Below are 16,230 nucleotides of genomic sequence, written 5' to 3'. Positions count from 1 at the left end.
AGTGAAGAGGTGAATTAATGGCTATAGATGATAAGAGTGATATTAGTGAAGAGAAACCTGAGATAAAGGGTGTTAAACTTCCTGATTTAATTGATACTTTGCCTGAAGGTGTTGATCCTAGTAATTTTGGTCTTTTGATGGATGTTTCTATGCAAGTCACTGTTGAACTTGGTAGAACTGAGCGTAAAATAAAAGATATACTTGGTATGTCTGAGGGGACGATCATTACACTTGATAAGCTTGCTGGTGAGCCTGTAGATATTTTGGTAAATGGCAAAGTGATAGCTAAAGGAGAGGTTGTTGTAATTGATGAAAATTTTGGTGTTAGAATTACCGAAATAATTAAAATTAAAAATGAGTAGATTAACTTTATTTAAATTTGTGTTTTTAATTTTTTTTATATTTTTTTTAAAAAATTTGTTTGCACAGGAGGATGAAGTTGATTTAAATATTTCTTCTTCTAGATTAGAGAGTGAGGTTAATTTACCGATATTTGAGGGTGATAAGGCTAATTTGAATAATAAAGATATACAAAATATATCTCTTTTCAATATTTCAGATTTAGTTACTATATTTTTGTTTTTTCTTTTTTTTCTTATTTGTATCTTTTTGTTTAAAAAAATGATTCTAAATCATAAGAAAGTTAAAAATGGTTATAAATCAGATTTTATAAGAGAGCTTGTTTTTTATGAAATAGACAATAAAAATTCTGTAAGGGTTATCAATATACTAGGTAATGTTTATGTATTTTTAATATCAAGTAATTCTTCTATTTTGCTAAGAGAGATTAAACAGGGTGAAGAACTAGATAATTTAAAATTTGAGCTTAATAAAGCTAAAAGTCTTAGTGATATAACTTCATTTAAGTCAGTTTTTAATAAAGTATTGCGTAAGAACAGAAAAGATGAATTATTGTTTGATGAGACTGAGTATGCGGCATTGGAGAATGATATTGAGACTTCTTTAAAAAGCAAACAAGATAGGCTGAAAAAGTTTTAGAGGTTAAATTTGAGTAAAAAATTAAGTTTTTTCTTATTTCTTGGAGTTATAAATTTTTCATTTGCTCAAACTAAATCTTTGCAAACTACTACTGGTTTAAATTTTCCGTTTGTTGATCTTGTAAATTATGTTGGTGGTGGAATAATTTTTCCTTTGCAACTGTTATTGATATTAACTATAATAACTCTTTCTCCGGCTTTTTTAGTTTTGATGACTTCTTTTTTAAGGATAGCAATAGTATTAGATTTTATTAGAAGGGCATTATCACTTCAACAATCACCTCCTAATCAGGTAATAATGGGATTGGCTTTATTTTTAACTCTTTTTACTATGTGGCCGACTTTTAACATAATATATAAAGAAGCATATTTACCTCTTCAGGATGCAAAAATAGGTTTTAATGAATTTTATGATAGGGGAATTACTCCTCTTAGAAATTTTATGTATAAGCAAATGTCTAATAGTAAGCATGAAGAGATTAGATTGTTTATGAGTATTAGTAATTACCCCAGGCCTAAGAATTTTAGTGAAGTTCCTACTCATGTTCTTATTGCATCTTTTATTTTGCATGAGCTGAAAGTTGCTTTTAAAATGGGCATTTTAATATTTTTACCATTCATAGTAATAGACATTATTGTAGCTGCCGTTTTAATGGCAATGGGAATGATAATGTTGCCGCCTGTAATGATATCTTTACCATTCAAACTTATGCTTTTTGTAATGGTAGATGGTTGGACTTTAATTACTAGTGGGCTTGTAAAAAGCTTTATGTGAAGGATTTAAATGACAACAGGACAAATTATTTATTTAATTAGAATTTCCATTGAGAATATTATTATTCTTTCAGCGCCAATGTTGATTATAGCTCTTATAGTTGGTCTTATAATTTCAATTTTTCAAGCTGTTACATCTATTCAAGATCAAACACTTAGTTTTATTCCCAAGATTATTATAATACTTTTAACTCTTGTCATATTTGGTCCTTGGATTTTAAAAAAGCTTATGCTTTTTGCTTTTATGGTTTTTAGTCAAATACAAAATATATAATGTTGGATTAAAGTATGAATATGAATTTTTTAGTTTTAAAATCTTTTGTGATCCTGCCTGTGTTTGTTAGAATTTTTCTTTTTCTAAGGTTTTCACCTTTTTTTGCAACTATAAGAATGAGTTATTTAAATTTTTTCTTTGCTTTAATTTTGTCTATTATTGTTGTAGATAAGATAAATATTGTTTATCCTTTAGATAGTTTGATTGCATTTACGTTGATATTGGCAGGAGAAGCCATTTTAGGTCTTATTCAGGCTTTTTTTGTAAGCATAATTTTTAGTGTTTTTCATTTACTTGGATTTTTTTTCTCAAATCAGATGGGTCTTGCTTATGCAAATATTTTCGATGTTTTTGCAGAAGAGGATAATTTGGTAATATCTCAAATATTTACTTGTCTTTTTTTGCTTTTATTTTTATCAAATAATGTTTTGTTGCGTTTCTTTATGATTGGAGTGCATGATTCTGTTTTAAATGTTAGAGTTGAAAATATGGTTAATATAAAGAGTTATGAATTTATTAAGTTGATATTTTATTCTTTTGCTATTCTTTTTGAAAAAGCTTTGATAATTGCTCTTCCAATATTGGGAGTTCTTTTACTTTTATATTTAATTTTAGCTATACTTTCAAAGACTTCTCCCCAGATTAATTTATTAATGATTAGTTTTGCAGTTTCTTTGGGATTGGGATTAATTATTTTATATATTGGTTTTCCAAGTTTGGTGATGTCTGTTAAGAGAGTAATTGAACTTGCTTTAGAATCTATGAGTAATGCTTTAAATTTATTTTCTGAGACCTTAAAATGAATACTAGAAATGAATTTTTAAGTAAAAATTGGTATATACCTCTTAATTTTTTTGCCTCAGAGGATGAGGGTAGAACTGAACTTCCTACTGAACAAAAAAAACAAAAAGCAAGAGAAGAGGGGCAAGTATTAAAATCAACTGAAATTAATATAGCAGTTACTCTTTGCATATTATTTGCTGTTTTTTTCTTTATGTTATCTTATTTTTCTTACGAATTAATGGATGTTTTTAGGTGGCAGGCTAGTAAGCTTCCAGAGATAATGTCGATTAGTATTTATTTATTGGGTTTTGCATATATTAGATCGATGTTTGGATATGTTATTACATTTCTTTTGATATCGTTTATAGTTGTTTTTTTAATTAACGTTGTGCAAGTTGGTTTTTTGATAACCTTTAAACCTATAGTTCCCAAGTGGGATAGAGTAAGTCCAAATTTTTCAAAGTGGATTAAAAATTCTTTTGGTTCATTTGATGCTTTTTTTAATTTATTTAAAAGTTTATTAAAAATTGCTATAATATCTTTTATATATTATATAATGCTAAGAAGTAATATAGGTAAAATCTCAAGAATGTTTGAATATAGTCTTGAAGATGGTATTTCTGTTATATTAAGTCTTGCTTACAGAATATGTTTTTTTTCAATAATAGTATTGATGGGCATTAGTATATTGGATTATCTTTTTCAAAGAACTCGTTATATTGAAAATTTGAAAATGACAAAAGAAGAGGTAAAGCAAGAGAGAAAAGAAATGGAAGGAGATCCTCTGCTTCGTTCTAAAATGAGGGAGCGAATGAGAGAGATTTTGAACGCTAATTTAAAAATAACGGTTCCTCAAGCGGATGTAGTAATTACGAATCCGGAACATTTTGCTGTTGCTATTAAGTGGGATAGTAATACTATGTTAGCACCAAGGGTGCTTGCGAAGGGGCAAGATGAAATTGCATTTGTAATTAAACAAATTGCCAGTGAGAATAATATTCCTGTGATGGAAAATAAGGTTCTTGCAAGGGATCTTTATGCTAATGTTGATGTTAATGAAGAAATTCCAAGAGAATATTGGGAAATTGTTTCTAAAATTCTTGTGAAAGTGTATTCTATTGCTAAAAAATTTAATTAGAGGTTAAGTTGTTGGATGCAAGAAAAAATTCTGTATTAGTATATTTTGGACTTAATAATAAAGCGGACTTGGTAGTTTCAGTTGGCTTAATACTTGTTGTTGCTAGTTTTATTTTGCCACTTCCTGCATTTATTTTAGATGCTTTGATTGCAGTTAATTTGATAATAAGTCTTTTAGTTATGCTTATTGTCCTTTATTCTAAACGTTCACTTGATTTTTCAGTTTTTCCAACGCTTTTACTTGTGATGACTATTTTTGGTCTTGTTTTAAATATTTCTTCTACTAGGTTAATTTTGATAAAAGGAATAAGTTTTGATGGTCAAATGATAAGGGCCTTTGGAACATTTGTTGTTGGAAGTTCTGGAACTCAAGGTCTCTTTGTTGGTTTTATAATATTTCTTATTATAATTGCAGTTCAATTTATTGTTATCACTAAGGGTGCTACAAGAGTTGCTGAAGTAGCCGCTCGTTTTGCTCTTGATGCTCTTCCTGGAAAACAGATGGCTATTGATTCTGCCTATAGTTCTGGAAATTTAACAGAAGAGGAAGCTACAAGGCAGAAAAATGATTTGCAGGCTGAAGTAAATTTTTATGGTGCTATGGATGGTGCTTCTAAATTTGTATCAGGCAATGTGAAGGTTGGATTTTTAATAACGCTTATAAATATTCTTGGGGGACTTATAATAGGGGTTACTCTTCAAGGACTTAGTTTTAGCGATGCGGTTAATAATTATGTGTCTTTGACTGTTGGGGATGGACTTGTGTCTCAGCTTCCAGCGTTGTTAATTTCAACAGCAACAGGTCTTATTGTTACTAGATCGATATCAAAGAATAGTTTTGGAGTAGAGATTATTGAACAATTTACTTCTTATTCAGGAATTTATTGGATTGTATCTGGGTTTTTATTATTTTTGGCATTTCTTCCAGGGTTCCCTACATTAACACTTATTCTTTTAGGTGTGTTGATGGTCTTTTTAGCTTATTCACTGTCTAACTTAGATAAGAATAGGGAACTTCATGAGAGACAAAAAGCCGAAGAGCAAATATTAAGTTATGCTGATAAGGAGATTGCTCCTGTAGTGCCACTAGATCCATTGGCTTTAGAGATTGGATATAATCTTGTTCCAATAGTTGATGATTCAAAGACCTCAGAACTTCTTGATCGTATTGTGAAAATACGTCGTGAAATTGCTCTTGAATTGGGAATAGTTGTGCCTAAGATTAGAATAGTGGATAATATGCGACTTGAACCAAATGAGTATTCATTTAAGCTTAGGGGAGTAGAGATTGGCCATGGGGAAATTAAGTTGGGTAAATTTTTGGTTATAAATGTGGGATCTGATTCTGGTATTGAAGGAGATCTTACAAAAGATCCTTCATTTGGACTTCCATCTCTTTGGGTAAATGACAATGGGAGGGAAATTGCTGAAAAATTGGGTTATACTGTAGTTGATCCTCCTTCAATTATTGCTACTCATATGACTGAGCTTATTAAGAGGCATGCTTATGAGATTTTGACACGTCAAGATGTTCAAAATATTCTTGACATTTTTAAAAAAGATTATGGAGCTATTGTTGAAGAAGTTTTAAAGAATTTTTCAGTGGGAGAGATTCAAAGAGTGTTACAAGGTCTTTTAAAAGAACAAGTCTCAATACGTAATTTAGTTACAATTTTTGAAACAATAGCAGACTTTACGAGTATTACTAAAGATACATTTTTTTTAATTGAAAAATGTAGACAAGCAATTGGAAGGCAGATAGTTAGTGGATATTTAAATTCTAATTTAGAACTTAATGTGATAACAATAAATCCAGAATTTGAGCAAAAAATAATTGATTCACGATTTGAGACCAATAACGATCTTATAAGTTCTCTTGAGCCAAATTTAAAGACTAAATTTATTTATGAACTTTTTAGACTTGTAAATGAGGTTCAATCACAAGGATATTATCCTGTTATACTATCGAGTGAATCTGCACGACCTGTAATAAGGGTCTTAACCAGTAGAGAACTTCCAGATATTGTTATTATATCTGTTTTAGAGGTTCCTAAAAATGTTAAAGTTAATGTGCTTAAAACAGTAGAGGTTGAAGAGTAGTATTATGGTTCAGTATTTTACAGAAAGAGGTCCAACCTATAATGAGGTCATAGAAACGGTTAAGAGGAAATACGGAAAGAATGCTAGAGTTATGACTTATAAAACAATAGCTCATGGAGGAATATTTGGCTTATTTAGTAGAGATTGGATTGAAGTTTCGGGTTATGTTAGATATGACATTGGACAACAGCAAATAAATGTCGAAGAGGAGAAACGTAAAATTCTTCAAAGCATTAAAAAAGAAGAGAGTTCTTCAATTGAGGATGTAATTAAGGAAGTTAAATCTCTGAAAAATGAACTTGCACATAAAAAGGAACAAATTAATCATCCAACGATTTTAAAAATAGAAGATATTTTACGTAGTAATGATTTTTCCGAAAGTTATATTAGAGATATTAATAATTTTATTAAGAGAGAGTTTAGTTTATCAGATCTTGATGATTATGATAAAGTTAAAGATAGTGTTATAATATACATTGCTAAGACTATTAAATGTTCAGGTTCTATTATTGATAATCTTAAGAAAAGAATTTTTATTTTAGTTGGACCAACGGGTGTTGGGAAGACCACTACTATTGCAAAACTTGCAGCGATCTATGGAATTAATGGTGATGATAAAAGTTTGAATATTAAGATTATTACCATTGATAACTATCGTATAGGAGCTAAGAAACAAATTCAAACATATGGTGATATTATGGGGATTCCTGTTAAGGCGATTGAATCTTTTAAAGATTTAAAAGAAGAAATTACACAGTCAAAGGATTTTGATCTTGTTCTTATTGATACAATTGGTAAGAGTCCTAAAGATTTTATGAAACTTGCTGAGATGAAAGAACTTCTTAATGCTTGTGGTCGTGATGCTGAATTTCATTTGGCTGTGAGCTCTACTACAAAGACGGCAGATATTAAAGAAATATTTCATCAATTTTCTCCCTTTAGCTACAAGACCGTGATTTTTACTAAGTTAGATGAGACAACATGTGTTGGTAATTTAATAAGTTTAATTCATGAAATGAGAAAGGAAGTTTCTTATGTTACTGATGGGCAAATTGTTCCTCATAATATTAGTATTGCAGAACCGCTTACCTTTATCAAAAAAATAAATGGATATAGAATAAGTGATGATGTTGAATTTCTTCGGAAGCTAAAAGGTAAATCTTATTATTAAGGATAATATATGATAGAAGATCAGGCTCAAAGTTTACGTGATATTATGAGATTGAATAATAGGGCTAGTTTTGTTATTGATGATAAAATTCAAAATAATAGAACAAGATTTATTGCCGTTACTAGTGGTAAAGGTGGTGTTGGCAAAAGTAATATTGCTGTGGGTCTTGCTCTTAAGTATGCAAATCTTGGTAAAAAAGTTTTAGTTTTTGATGCAGATATTGGCATGGCTAACATTAACATTTTACTTGGAGTCATTCCAAAGTATAGTATTTATCACATGATTATGCAAGGGCGAGGTATTAAGGATGTAATAACAAAGACAGAATATAGTATTGATCTTTTAGCTGGTGCTTCTGGGACAACAGAACTTTTAGATTTATCAGAGACTGAGATGAATCAGTTTATAAAGGAGTTATTAAAAGTTTATGAATATGATATAGTGATAATAGATACCAGTGCTGGAATTTCAAGACAGGTTATTTCGTTTTTGTTTTCTAGTGATGATGTAGTTATTGTTACAACACCAGAACCTACTTCTATAACAGATGCTTATGGCATAATCAAGGTTTTATCTCATAAAATGGAAAATTTAAAAAATTTAAGACTGGTTGTCAATAGAGTAGCTAATTTAAGTGAGGGAAAATTAGTGGCTAAAAAAGTCATTGATATATCAAGTCAGTTTTTGAATTTGAATATTGATTATTTAGGATATGTTTATGAAGATAAAAATATTAGAAATTCTGTTTTTAAACAGAGGCCTTTTATTTTATTAAATCCCAATAGTAAGGCTAGTTATTGTCTTGATTCTATTGTGGCAGCTCTTGAAGAAATTACTCTTGATAATAAAAAAAGAAGGGGTGTCATAGGTTTTATATCTAAATTTTTTGGGATGGAATAGGTAATATGTTATTTACTAAGAGACGCAATTATGTTTTATTATTTAGTGCGTTTGCATTTGTTCTTGCGGTGATTCTTGGCATTTTTGCTCGCGTGTCTTTTATGATAGTATTGTTTAGAGCGGTTTTTCAGTTTATAGTTTTTTTCTGTATTGGGCTTTTACTTGAATTTATATACAAGAAGTATTTGTATGATCTGTTTCAAGATGATAGTTTGAGTGATGATACAAGGAAGAAGGATATTGATGAGGATAGTAACTGTAAGCTTGAAACAGATGGTAATAACTCTTTTTCTAAAAATATTACTCTTGATAAGAATAAAAGTGGTGATAATGACAATTATAGTCTTTCAGAAAAATTGAGTAACTATGATACAGTTGTTAAAAAGAGTAAATTAAATAGTAAGTTATTAGATCAAATTTCACATGTTGAGAATACTGATCCAAAAATTGTTGCTGAGACTATTAAGACTTTGATTAATAAAAAGGAATAATTATGGCTAAGATTAGCGATTTTGCCGATTTTAGGAATAGAATTAAAAATTATTTAGAAAGAGAAAATCGTATTAATTTAATAGAGGTGGAATCAGATACGCTTGAAGAGGCTTTAAATGATGCTTCTTTAGAACTTTCACTTCCTTATAAAGACTTGAATTATGAGGTCTTGGTACGTGGAAATAATGGACTATTTGGATATGGTAAGAAAAAGTGGAAAATAGTTGCTTATAAAAATTCTTATTCAAAGTTTGGTGTTACTGATGTTTTGAGTTCACAAAGTGAATTTGAAGAAGTTGCGTCTCTGGATGGGAAATTTTTTATCAGGAAAACTTTCAAGGGGGTATTTTTGAAGGTTACTCCTGCTCAAGGAGATGGGAGTGTTGTTAAGTTTAAAGATGTAATGGATAAATTTGCTTCATATAGTAACATTAAAGATTTGGATGAAAATTTTGTTAGATCGGTTGTTGAGGCTTCTAATGGTAAGTATGAACAAGTATCTACTTTTGAGGCTGATCTTGTTGAGAGTGTAACTATGATGGTTCATATATCAGAAGATTCAATGTCAGTAACTATTGAATTTACTGTTCCTGGACCTAATGGTGCTGAAGTTTTGGAAAAAGATATTTATAGTATTCTTAAAAAATATGGAGTATCAGATCGAGCATTGCTTAAGAATAGAATAAAAGAATTTGTAGATTATCCTTTTTATGGTGAACCAGTTGAGATGGCAAGGGGAGTAAATCCTGTTAAAGGAAGAGATGCTTATATTAATTTTGTTGCTAAGAGTAAGTCTTCAGGTGAGTATGGTGCTATAGGTAATGATTTTAGAAATGTTAATAGAGGAGATGAATTGGCAGAAGTTATTCCCTTATCAGAGGGTATTGAAGGGTATACTGTTTTTGGAAAAATATTAAGCGCAGAGCATGGTCGAGAGCTAGATTTGATTTTAGGAGATAATACCTTCATGGAAAGAAATAAGATTATTGCAGGATGTGATGGGTATATATCTATTGCAAATGGTATTATTTCTGTGCATGATGTTTATGTTGTTGAGGGTGATGTTGGACCTGGTACTGGAAATATAGTAAATAATGGTATGGTTCTTGTTAAGGGAAGTGTTTTAGATGGATATAATGTTATGGCTAAGAGTGGAATAGAAGTCAATGGACTTGTTGGTAGGTGTAATTTGAGAACGGATGGTTCTATTGTTCTTCGCAGTGGGGCTAATGGAAAGGGTGGTTCAGAGATTTGTGCAAAGAAGTCTATTAAGTCCAAATTTTTAGAAAATGTTAATGTACGATGTGAAGGCGATATTGAAGTTATAAGAGGAATTGTCAATTCATTTGTTTCTTGTACAAAGAAGGTGCTTTGCATTGGAAAAAAATCTAAGATAGTTGGTTCTGATATTCGTGCAAGAGAAGAGGTTCGAGCATATTCTATTGGATCTGAGGGTAATGCTGAGACTTCTATTTGTGTTGGGTGTGATCCTGAAATAAAAGTTTTACTATCTAGATTTACTGAATATCTTGTGAAGATTGAGAAACGGTTGGAAGTTTTAACAAAAGATATTTCTGTTTTAAAGAAGAACATTCAATTTACTGTTGATAAAGCTGAGAAATCTTTAAAAATTGAGAGTTGTAATGAGCTTATTAATGAGCGAGATATTTTAATTTTGGAAATAAAGATGGTAAAAGATAAGCAAGAAAGTTTACAAGATGCACTTGAAGATAGTAAGATTGATGGCAAAATTTTTGTTGAATACATAGCTTATACTGGCGTTAAGTTATATATTAAAGATGCTTATTATGAACTTCCAAGAGATTATCATAATATTACTTTTGTAGAGGATGACAATGTTATTAAAATGTTAGCTTATGTTCCTTTTAAATCTAAATAGGTTGTAAATTGTAGGAGGAGTTTTATGGATATTAATGGTTCATCTGAAATTGTAAAGATAATTACACAAGGTGCTTTTAAGACTAGTGAAATTTCAAATGAAGATTTAAGGAAGAAGGAGATAAGAGAGAATAAAAATCTGAGTTTAAATCAAAGCAAGAGTTATCATGTTGATTCTGAAATAAATAGCATATATCCGACTGATGAGATCACGAATAATAATGACAATTATATTACAATGTCAAAGGTTAAGACTGCTAAGAGAAATTCGCCTGGCATATATGATATTAATTTTCATGATCCAAAAATTGGAAGAAACATTGATATTGAGCGATAGTTTAAGTATAGGACATTCTGTATGTTTGTTGTTTTTTGTTTTATTTTGATTATATTTATTTTTATATATTTTCATGTTTATATTAGTTTGAAAATCAAATCTAATAGTATACTTAGGAAATTTAGGAGTGAGGTAGATAAAACTATTATTGAAATTAATCAAGCAACTGATAGGAATATAAATATTATTGAAATAAAGATTGAAAGCTTAAATAGGATTATTAAGGAAGTTGATGAGAGGATAGAAATACTTGATCAAAGATTATTGGGATTTAATGCTCATTCGGTTTCAATTGGAAGTAATAATTTTAGCATGAAAGGGGATAGTGGTGTTTATAAGAGTAATTTAGATTATTCAATACCTACTATTGAGAAAAATATAATCAAGGAAGGATATAATATTCGCCAACAAGTTATTTCACTTTATGAGCAAGGGATGTCTTTAGAAGTTATTGCTAAAAAGTTGAAATTGGATTTGGGTGAAATTGAATTAATTGTTTCAATTCATAGGGGTACTTGATGGGAAAATGGATAGGCATAGATCTTGGGACTACAAATACTGTAGCGTCTTATTTTGATGCTAATTCTAGGGTTATATTAAATGATAGGGGTGAGAGAATGACACCTTCTATTGTGTCTTTTACAGATTCTGGTGTTATTGTTGGTAGTATTGCTAGACATCAAATATTGGTAAATCCAGATAAGACTTTTTATAATTTCAAAGTTGATATAGGTACCGAAATCTCTTATGAAGTGGGTAGTAATACATATAGAGCTGAGGATATTGCTTCTTATTTACTTTTAAATGTGAAGATGAATGCTGAGAAATTTTTAGGTACAGAGATTTGTGATGTTGTAATCACTGTTCCCGCTTATTTTTCTGAAATTCAAAGAAGAGGTGTTGTAGAATCTGCAAGTCTTGCGGGATTGAAATGTCGTGCAATACTTAATGAACCAACAGCAGCCGCTCTATCTTATGCTTTTGAAAAACAAATAGATGGATTATTTCTTGTTTATGACCTTGGGGGTGGAACTTTTGATGTTACTCTTTTAGAAAAACAAAATGATACTTATACTGTTCTTGCAATTAAGGGCGAGAATAAACTTGGTGGAAATAATTTTAATGAAGTCATAGAAAGACATGTCTTAACCAGTTTTGAGAAAGAATATCCTGATATTAATTTAGATGATATTGTTATTATTGAACAGATAAGAGACAAAATTGAAGAAGCTAAAAAAAGTCTATCTATTATGGATGAGGTTAGTATTGTATTACCATTTCTTAATGGCAAACATTTGAATTATAAACTTAAGAGAGATGATTTTAATTCTATGATCAAGGAATTTATAGAGAAAACTATTAGTCTTACAAATGAATGTATTGCCGATTCAGGTGTTGATCTTGAACGTATTTCAAAAATAATACTCTCAGGAGGTTCAACAAGAATTCCTTTAGTTAAAGAGAGATTGAAGGAAATTTTTCCTAAAATTGAAGTATTGGATTCTTTAAATCAAGACGAAGTTGTTGCAAATGGTGCGGGAATTCATGCTTTTAGTCTTTCAAATAATAGTACTCTTATTGACTTTAAAGATGTAACGCCTTATTCTCTTGGCATTGAAACTTGTAATGATGGATTTTTTACGTTGATTAAGAGAAATACTTTATTACCTGTTTGTGAGCGAAAAATCTTTACAACAACTAATGATTATCAGGAAGAGATAGAGATACATGTCCTTCAAGGTGAGTATAGGAAAGCATCTTTAAATTATTCTATAGGTAGGTTCTTTTTTAGTAATATACAAAAGTCTTTAAGAGGTATTCCAAAGATAGAGATACTTTTTAGTTTGGATGAGAGTGGTATTTTAAGCATTTCAGCAAAAGATTTAGATACGCATGCTTCTAAGTCAATTCAAATAAGAATGACAAGTTCTTCTTTTGAGGGTGGTTTTGAAAACGAAGGTGTTCTTGCTTCATTAGAAGATATGGGATCTAATAGGGGGTCATAAGATATTATTAAATTGACTTGAACATTTATTTAAATTGAGATATTAATTTTGTTATTATAATTTTTTTTTACAGGCAGTATATTATTTTTCCAATAATATCATTGATATTTATAAATCCATATTCTCTTGAATCAAGGGAAACTTTTCTGTTTTCTCCTATTACCAGGTAATGATCCTTTGGGATATATATATTTTCTAAATTTTTTAGATATTCTTTATTTATACTAAAGTTTAAATTATGTATGGATATTACATTTTGTGGTAGCTTTGTAAATTTTTCGCCTGGTATGGCAAAAATTTTTTTAATGGATATTTTTTTTGTTATAGGGTCTTTAATAAGTACCATTTCGTTTTTTTTAGGCAAGCTCCATAACACAATATATGTTTTGCTGTTCTTTAGTCTTATTCCATAAGCTAGTTTGTTATTGATTATCCAATTTTTCTCTAAAATTTTTGGTGACATTGAAGAACCTTTGACTAAATGAAAAGACAGAGATATTTTGATGATTGATATCATTAATAATAAAGCCAGTATAATGGGTATTAATACTTGTTTATAAGTTTTGATCACTTTTTAAATTTCCAATTGAGATCTTTTAGCAAATTGAAATTTCTAGTGTATAATGAGTCATATCATGATTATACCAAAAAAGGATCAGAATGTATTAAAGAGAAATAGAAATTTTTTATTTGATAGGTCTATTAAAGGTAATTTTGAATTGAGAGATTTTGGTAATGTTCGTGACTTTCATAGAAAAAAACGGAAAAAATTTTTTCGTTTTATGAATATTCCAAAAAAACTTTTAGAAGTAATTCAGTTATTATTTTTGACTTTATTTGGTAGGATGGTAATCATTGATAATTATGAGTATAGATCTTCTTATAATAAGATTCGACTTAAAATGATTAATGATATCAGTCTAACTTATAGTTTTATTTTTAGATTTAATGCGATAATTTTTGTTTTAGTATTAGTTTTTTACTTGAATATTTTTTCGTATTATGGTTCGTACATTTTTTTAAATAAACTGAGTTTTCCCAAGGATTATTTTATTGATACTTTTTTATATTATAGCGATCAAGATTTAAGTCAGATCAATAATCATCTATTTGGAGTGGATACAAATAATTATGAGGCAACTGTAAGGAAACCTTTTGTTTTAAAGGTAGTTAAACATAAAATTAATCCTGGGGAGACACTTTCTCATATTGCAGCCAGATATAGCATAACGAGTGAAACTCTAATTTCTTATAATGATATTAAAGATGTAAGGAGCATTAAGCCTAATTTTGTTATTAATGTGCCTAATATGAAAGGCGTTCTTTATACTGTTGAGAAAAGTGATTCTCTCTCATCAATTGCAAAAAAATATAAAATTCCCAAAGTAGATATTCTTGATGCTAATAATCTTGATAATGAAGTTTTGTATTTAGGTCAAAAATTGTTTATTCCTGGGGGAAGAATGGCTAAAGAATTACTTAGAAATGCTTTGGGCGAGACTTTTTTATTTCCAACTCAAGGTATTATTACCTCAGGTTATGGTTATCGTCCTGATCCTTTTACCAAAATTATTAGTTTTCACAATGGGATTGATATTGCAAATGTAGCTAATACACCTATTTTTGCAACAAAAGAAGGTATTGTGGTAACAGCTGGATTTAGTGTTGGAGGATATGGAAAATATATTATCATTTCTCATAATAATGGTTTTCAAACTCTTTATGCTCATTTAGGTTCTTTTGCAGTGAAAGTCGGACAGAAAGTTTCAAGAGGACAAATAATAGGACGTATGGGAAGTACAGGGTATAGCACGGGCAATCATTTACATTTTACTATTTTTAAAGATGGAAAAACGGGAAATCCTATGAAATATCTCAGATAGCGGGTCTATACGTATTTTGATATATCCAATGTTTTTAATATTTGTATTAGTTTCTTTCCTTCTATGAGGTCAATTAACCTACCTTCAATGATTTGTTTGGCTTTATCAGAAAATGTAGCTGGTGCAATACAGAGTCCTTTTAATTTGCTCTCTTTGGTTTTTGCAATAAGGTCTTTTAGGAATAATTCTCCAAAATTTTTTTGATCTGTTCTTACAAATCGGACTATTAAATTTTCTTCCCATTGATTATTTGATAGTTGAAAATTTATGTCTATAAATTGTGAAGTTATTTCATTTATCTTTTTATCTCTTACTTGAAACTTGTTTTTATAGAGTTTAAGGATAATTGCATTAGCTAAATTATCAAACTTTTCTTTTGGGCTTCTAAGATATATTCTTAATGCTAAATTTTCATTTAGTTTTTTACTAAATTCTAATTTTTCAGTAATTTTTTGATATTGTGGATCGATCCTTTCAACCCGAGTAAAGGCTTCAGTTGCTTTCTTGTAGTTCTCATGTTCTATATACAGCTCTCCTAGTTTGTAAAATAGTTTAAGGAATGTTTTTGTTGGTAAATCAGGTTTGATTTTCATCATTTCTCTAATGTTATCTTCTAATTTTGCTAAGTTATGATTTTTTGAATTGATTTCAGATTCAATTAAAAGAGCTTCATATATCCTTCCATCTTTGTTTCTTATTTTGTTTGCAATTGAAAATGCAAGTCGGTCCTGATTTAATTGGGATAGAGATTGGGCATATGCTAATAGAGCATCTACGTCATTTTGTATATATTTGCTTATGCTGTTAAATATCCCAACAGCTTTAGTATAGTTTTCCGTATGAAAGAGTATTATTCCTATATATTTTAAGGCATCCTTGTTATTTTTATCAAATTTATATATTTTTGTGAGATAATGTAGTGCTTCTTTATAATGTGTATTTCGTAGGAAGGCTATTCCAAGGTAGTAATTTGCATCTACGTCGTTTTTTTTCAAGAGGTATGCTTTTTTAAGTAATTTCAATGCTTCTGCATTAAAATTCCTCTCAAGATTATAAAAACCGTAACTTAAGAAAGCCTTAAAAGAATCTATGCTTTGATTTGTAGGATTTTCTTCTATAAGTTGGCATAATTTTTTGGCATATTTAATACCATTTTCAAAGTCTTTATTGGAATAATAATAATCGTTTAGGGTTTGTAAGGCATTTATTTCGTTTGGATTTGTTTTTAATATGTTTATAGCTTTGTCTGTTAATTTTTTTGTTTTATTATGTTTACCTTTTTTTCTTATTTTTGTGTTTGATATTGCAATTTTGAAGAATAAAAATATCAAAAGAGATATTGCAGCTGAAGAAAGTATTATGAATAACGGTAGCACCCTAACTTCTCCTAAAAAGTCATATTTAGTAATATCATATAAAACAGTAGTTTATAGTCTTTGAGTATTTTCTCTGTTTAATAAAAGATTACTTGTAAGT

16 protein-coding genes and 1 pseudogene are annotated in these 16,230 nt (G+C 29.4%); 15 read left to right on the top strand and 2 right to left on the bottom strand.

The features are described from left to right. Positions 1–17 precede the first annotated feature (17 nt). The 14 genes and pseudogenes from fliN to bpuSUM_RS01325 all read left to right on the top strand — a co-directional run bounded on the left by fliN (position 18) and on the right by bpuSUM_RS01325 (position 12,871). The gene (gene fliN / locus bpuSUM_RS01390; protein ID WP_247065455.1) at positions 18–362 is read left to right on the top strand and encodes a flagellar motor switch protein FliN; all 345 of its coding nucleotides are present in this window, start codon (positions 18–20) and stop codon (positions 360–362) included. Then, positions 355–999, top strand: a complete 645-nt coding sequence (locus tag bpuSUM_RS01385; protein WP_283848851.1) for a flagella biosynthesis regulatory protein FliZ — start codon at positions 355–357, stop codon at positions 997–999. Before fliN ends, bpuSUM_RS01385 begins: the two co-directional genes overlap by 8 nt. A 9-nt stretch (positions 1,000–1,008) precedes the next feature. Continuing rightward, positions 1,009–1,773: a flagellar type III secretion system pore protein FliP gene (gene fliP / locus bpuSUM_RS01380; protein ID WP_247065453.1), complete on the top strand. Its 765-nt coding sequence runs from the start codon at positions 1,009–1,011 to the stop codon at positions 1,771–1,773. A 9-nt stretch (positions 1,774–1,782) separates the two neighbouring features. Next, positions 1,783–2,046, top strand: coding sequence for a flagellar biosynthesis protein FliQ (gene fliQ / locus bpuSUM_RS01375; RefSeq protein ID WP_247065452.1), 264 nt, complete (start codon positions 1,783–1,785; stop codon positions 2,044–2,046). 14 nt (positions 2,047–2,060) lie between these two features. Beyond that, positions 2,061–2,849, top strand: coding sequence for a flagellar biosynthetic protein FliR (fliR, locus tag bpuSUM_RS01370; RefSeq protein ID WP_247065451.1), 789 nt, complete (start codon positions 2,061–2,063; stop codon positions 2,847–2,849). After that, the gene (gene flhB / locus bpuSUM_RS01365) at positions 2,846–3,967 is read left to right on the top strand and encodes a flagellar biosynthesis protein FlhB (RefSeq protein ID WP_247065450.1); all 1,122 of its coding nucleotides are present in this window, start codon (positions 2,846–2,848) and stop codon (positions 3,965–3,967) included. Before fliR ends, flhB begins: the two co-directional genes overlap by 4 nt. A gap of 8 nt (positions 3,968–3,975) precedes the next feature. Then, positions 3,976–6,066, top strand: coding sequence for a flagellar biosynthesis protein FlhA (gene flhA, locus bpuSUM_RS01360; protein WP_247065449.1), 2,091 nt, complete (start codon positions 3,976–3,978; stop codon positions 6,064–6,066). A gap of 4 nt (positions 6,067–6,070) precedes the next feature. Next, complete coding sequence (gene flhF / locus bpuSUM_RS01355) at positions 6,071–7,237, top strand: flagellar biosynthesis GTPase FlhF (RefSeq protein WP_247065448.1); 1,167 nt, start codon at positions 6,071–6,073, stop codon at positions 7,235–7,237. Between the two features lie 12 nt (positions 7,238–7,249). Then, positions 7,250–8,137, top strand: a complete 888-nt coding sequence (locus bpuSUM_RS01350; RefSeq protein WP_247066255.1) for a MinD/ParA family protein — start codon at positions 7,250–7,252, stop codon at positions 8,135–8,137. Between the two features lie 5 nt (positions 8,138–8,142). Then, on the top strand, positions 8,143–8,628 hold the full coding sequence (locus bpuSUM_RS01345; protein ID WP_247065447.1) for a hypothetical protein: 486 nt from the start codon (positions 8,143–8,145) through the stop codon (positions 8,626–8,628). Between the two features lie 2 nt (positions 8,629–8,630). After that, entirely contained in the window at positions 8,631–10,529 is a 1,899-nt protein-coding gene (locus bpuSUM_RS01340) for a FapA family protein (RefSeq protein ID WP_247065446.1), read from the top strand. A 24-nt stretch (positions 10,530–10,553) separates the two neighbouring features. After that, positions 10,554–10,865 carry a hypothetical protein gene (locus bpuSUM_RS01335; RefSeq protein ID WP_247065445.1) on the top strand — a complete coding sequence of 104 codons (312 nt, stop codon included), beginning with the start codon at positions 10,554–10,556 and terminating at the stop codon, positions 10,863–10,865. A 21-nt stretch (positions 10,866–10,886) separates the two neighbouring features. Next, positions 10,887–11,442 (top strand): annotated as a pseudogene (locus tag bpuSUM_RS01330) (hypothetical protein). Beyond that, positions 11,384–12,871, top strand: a complete 1,488-nt coding sequence (locus bpuSUM_RS01325; RefSeq protein ID WP_247065444.1) for an Hsp70 family protein — start codon at positions 11,384–11,386, stop codon at positions 12,869–12,871. The pseudogene bpuSUM_RS01330 and the gene bpuSUM_RS01325 overlap by 59 nt, the downstream one beginning before the upstream one ends. Positions 12,872–12,938: 67 nt before the next feature. On the opposite strand, the gene lepB is transcribed toward bpuSUM_RS01325, so the two are convergent. Then, on the bottom strand, positions 12,939–13,442 hold the full coding sequence (lepB, locus tag bpuSUM_RS01320) for a signal peptidase I (RefSeq protein ID WP_283848850.1): 504 nt from the start codon (positions 13,440–13,442) through the stop codon (positions 12,939–12,941). A gap of 64 nt (positions 13,443–13,506) precedes the next feature. On the opposite strand from lepB, the gene bpuSUM_RS01315 reads away from it, so the two are divergent. Continuing rightward, positions 13,507–14,754 carry a peptidoglycan DD-metalloendopeptidase family protein gene (locus bpuSUM_RS01315; RefSeq protein ID WP_247065443.1) on the top strand — a complete coding sequence of 416 codons (1,248 nt, stop codon included), beginning with the start codon at positions 13,507–13,509 and terminating at the stop codon, positions 14,752–14,754. A gap of 5 nt (positions 14,755–14,759) precedes the next feature. Here the strand turns inward: bpuSUM_RS01315 and bpuSUM_RS01310 are convergent, their stop codons facing one another. Beyond that, positions 14,760–16,130: a tetratricopeptide repeat protein gene (locus bpuSUM_RS01310; protein WP_247065442.1), complete on the bottom strand. Its 1,371-nt coding sequence runs from the start codon at positions 16,128–16,130 to the stop codon at positions 14,760–14,762. Positions 16,131–16,230: the final 100 nt, after the last annotated feature.

The sequence above is a fragment of the Borrelia puertoricensis genome (assembly GCF_023035875.1).
Taxonomy (GTDB): Bacteria; Spirochaetota; Spirochaetia; order Borreliales; family Borreliaceae; genus Borrelia; species Borrelia puertoricensis.
The sequence above is the reverse complement of the archived record's forward strand: the minus strand, read 5'-3'. Positions and strand labels throughout refer to the sequence as shown.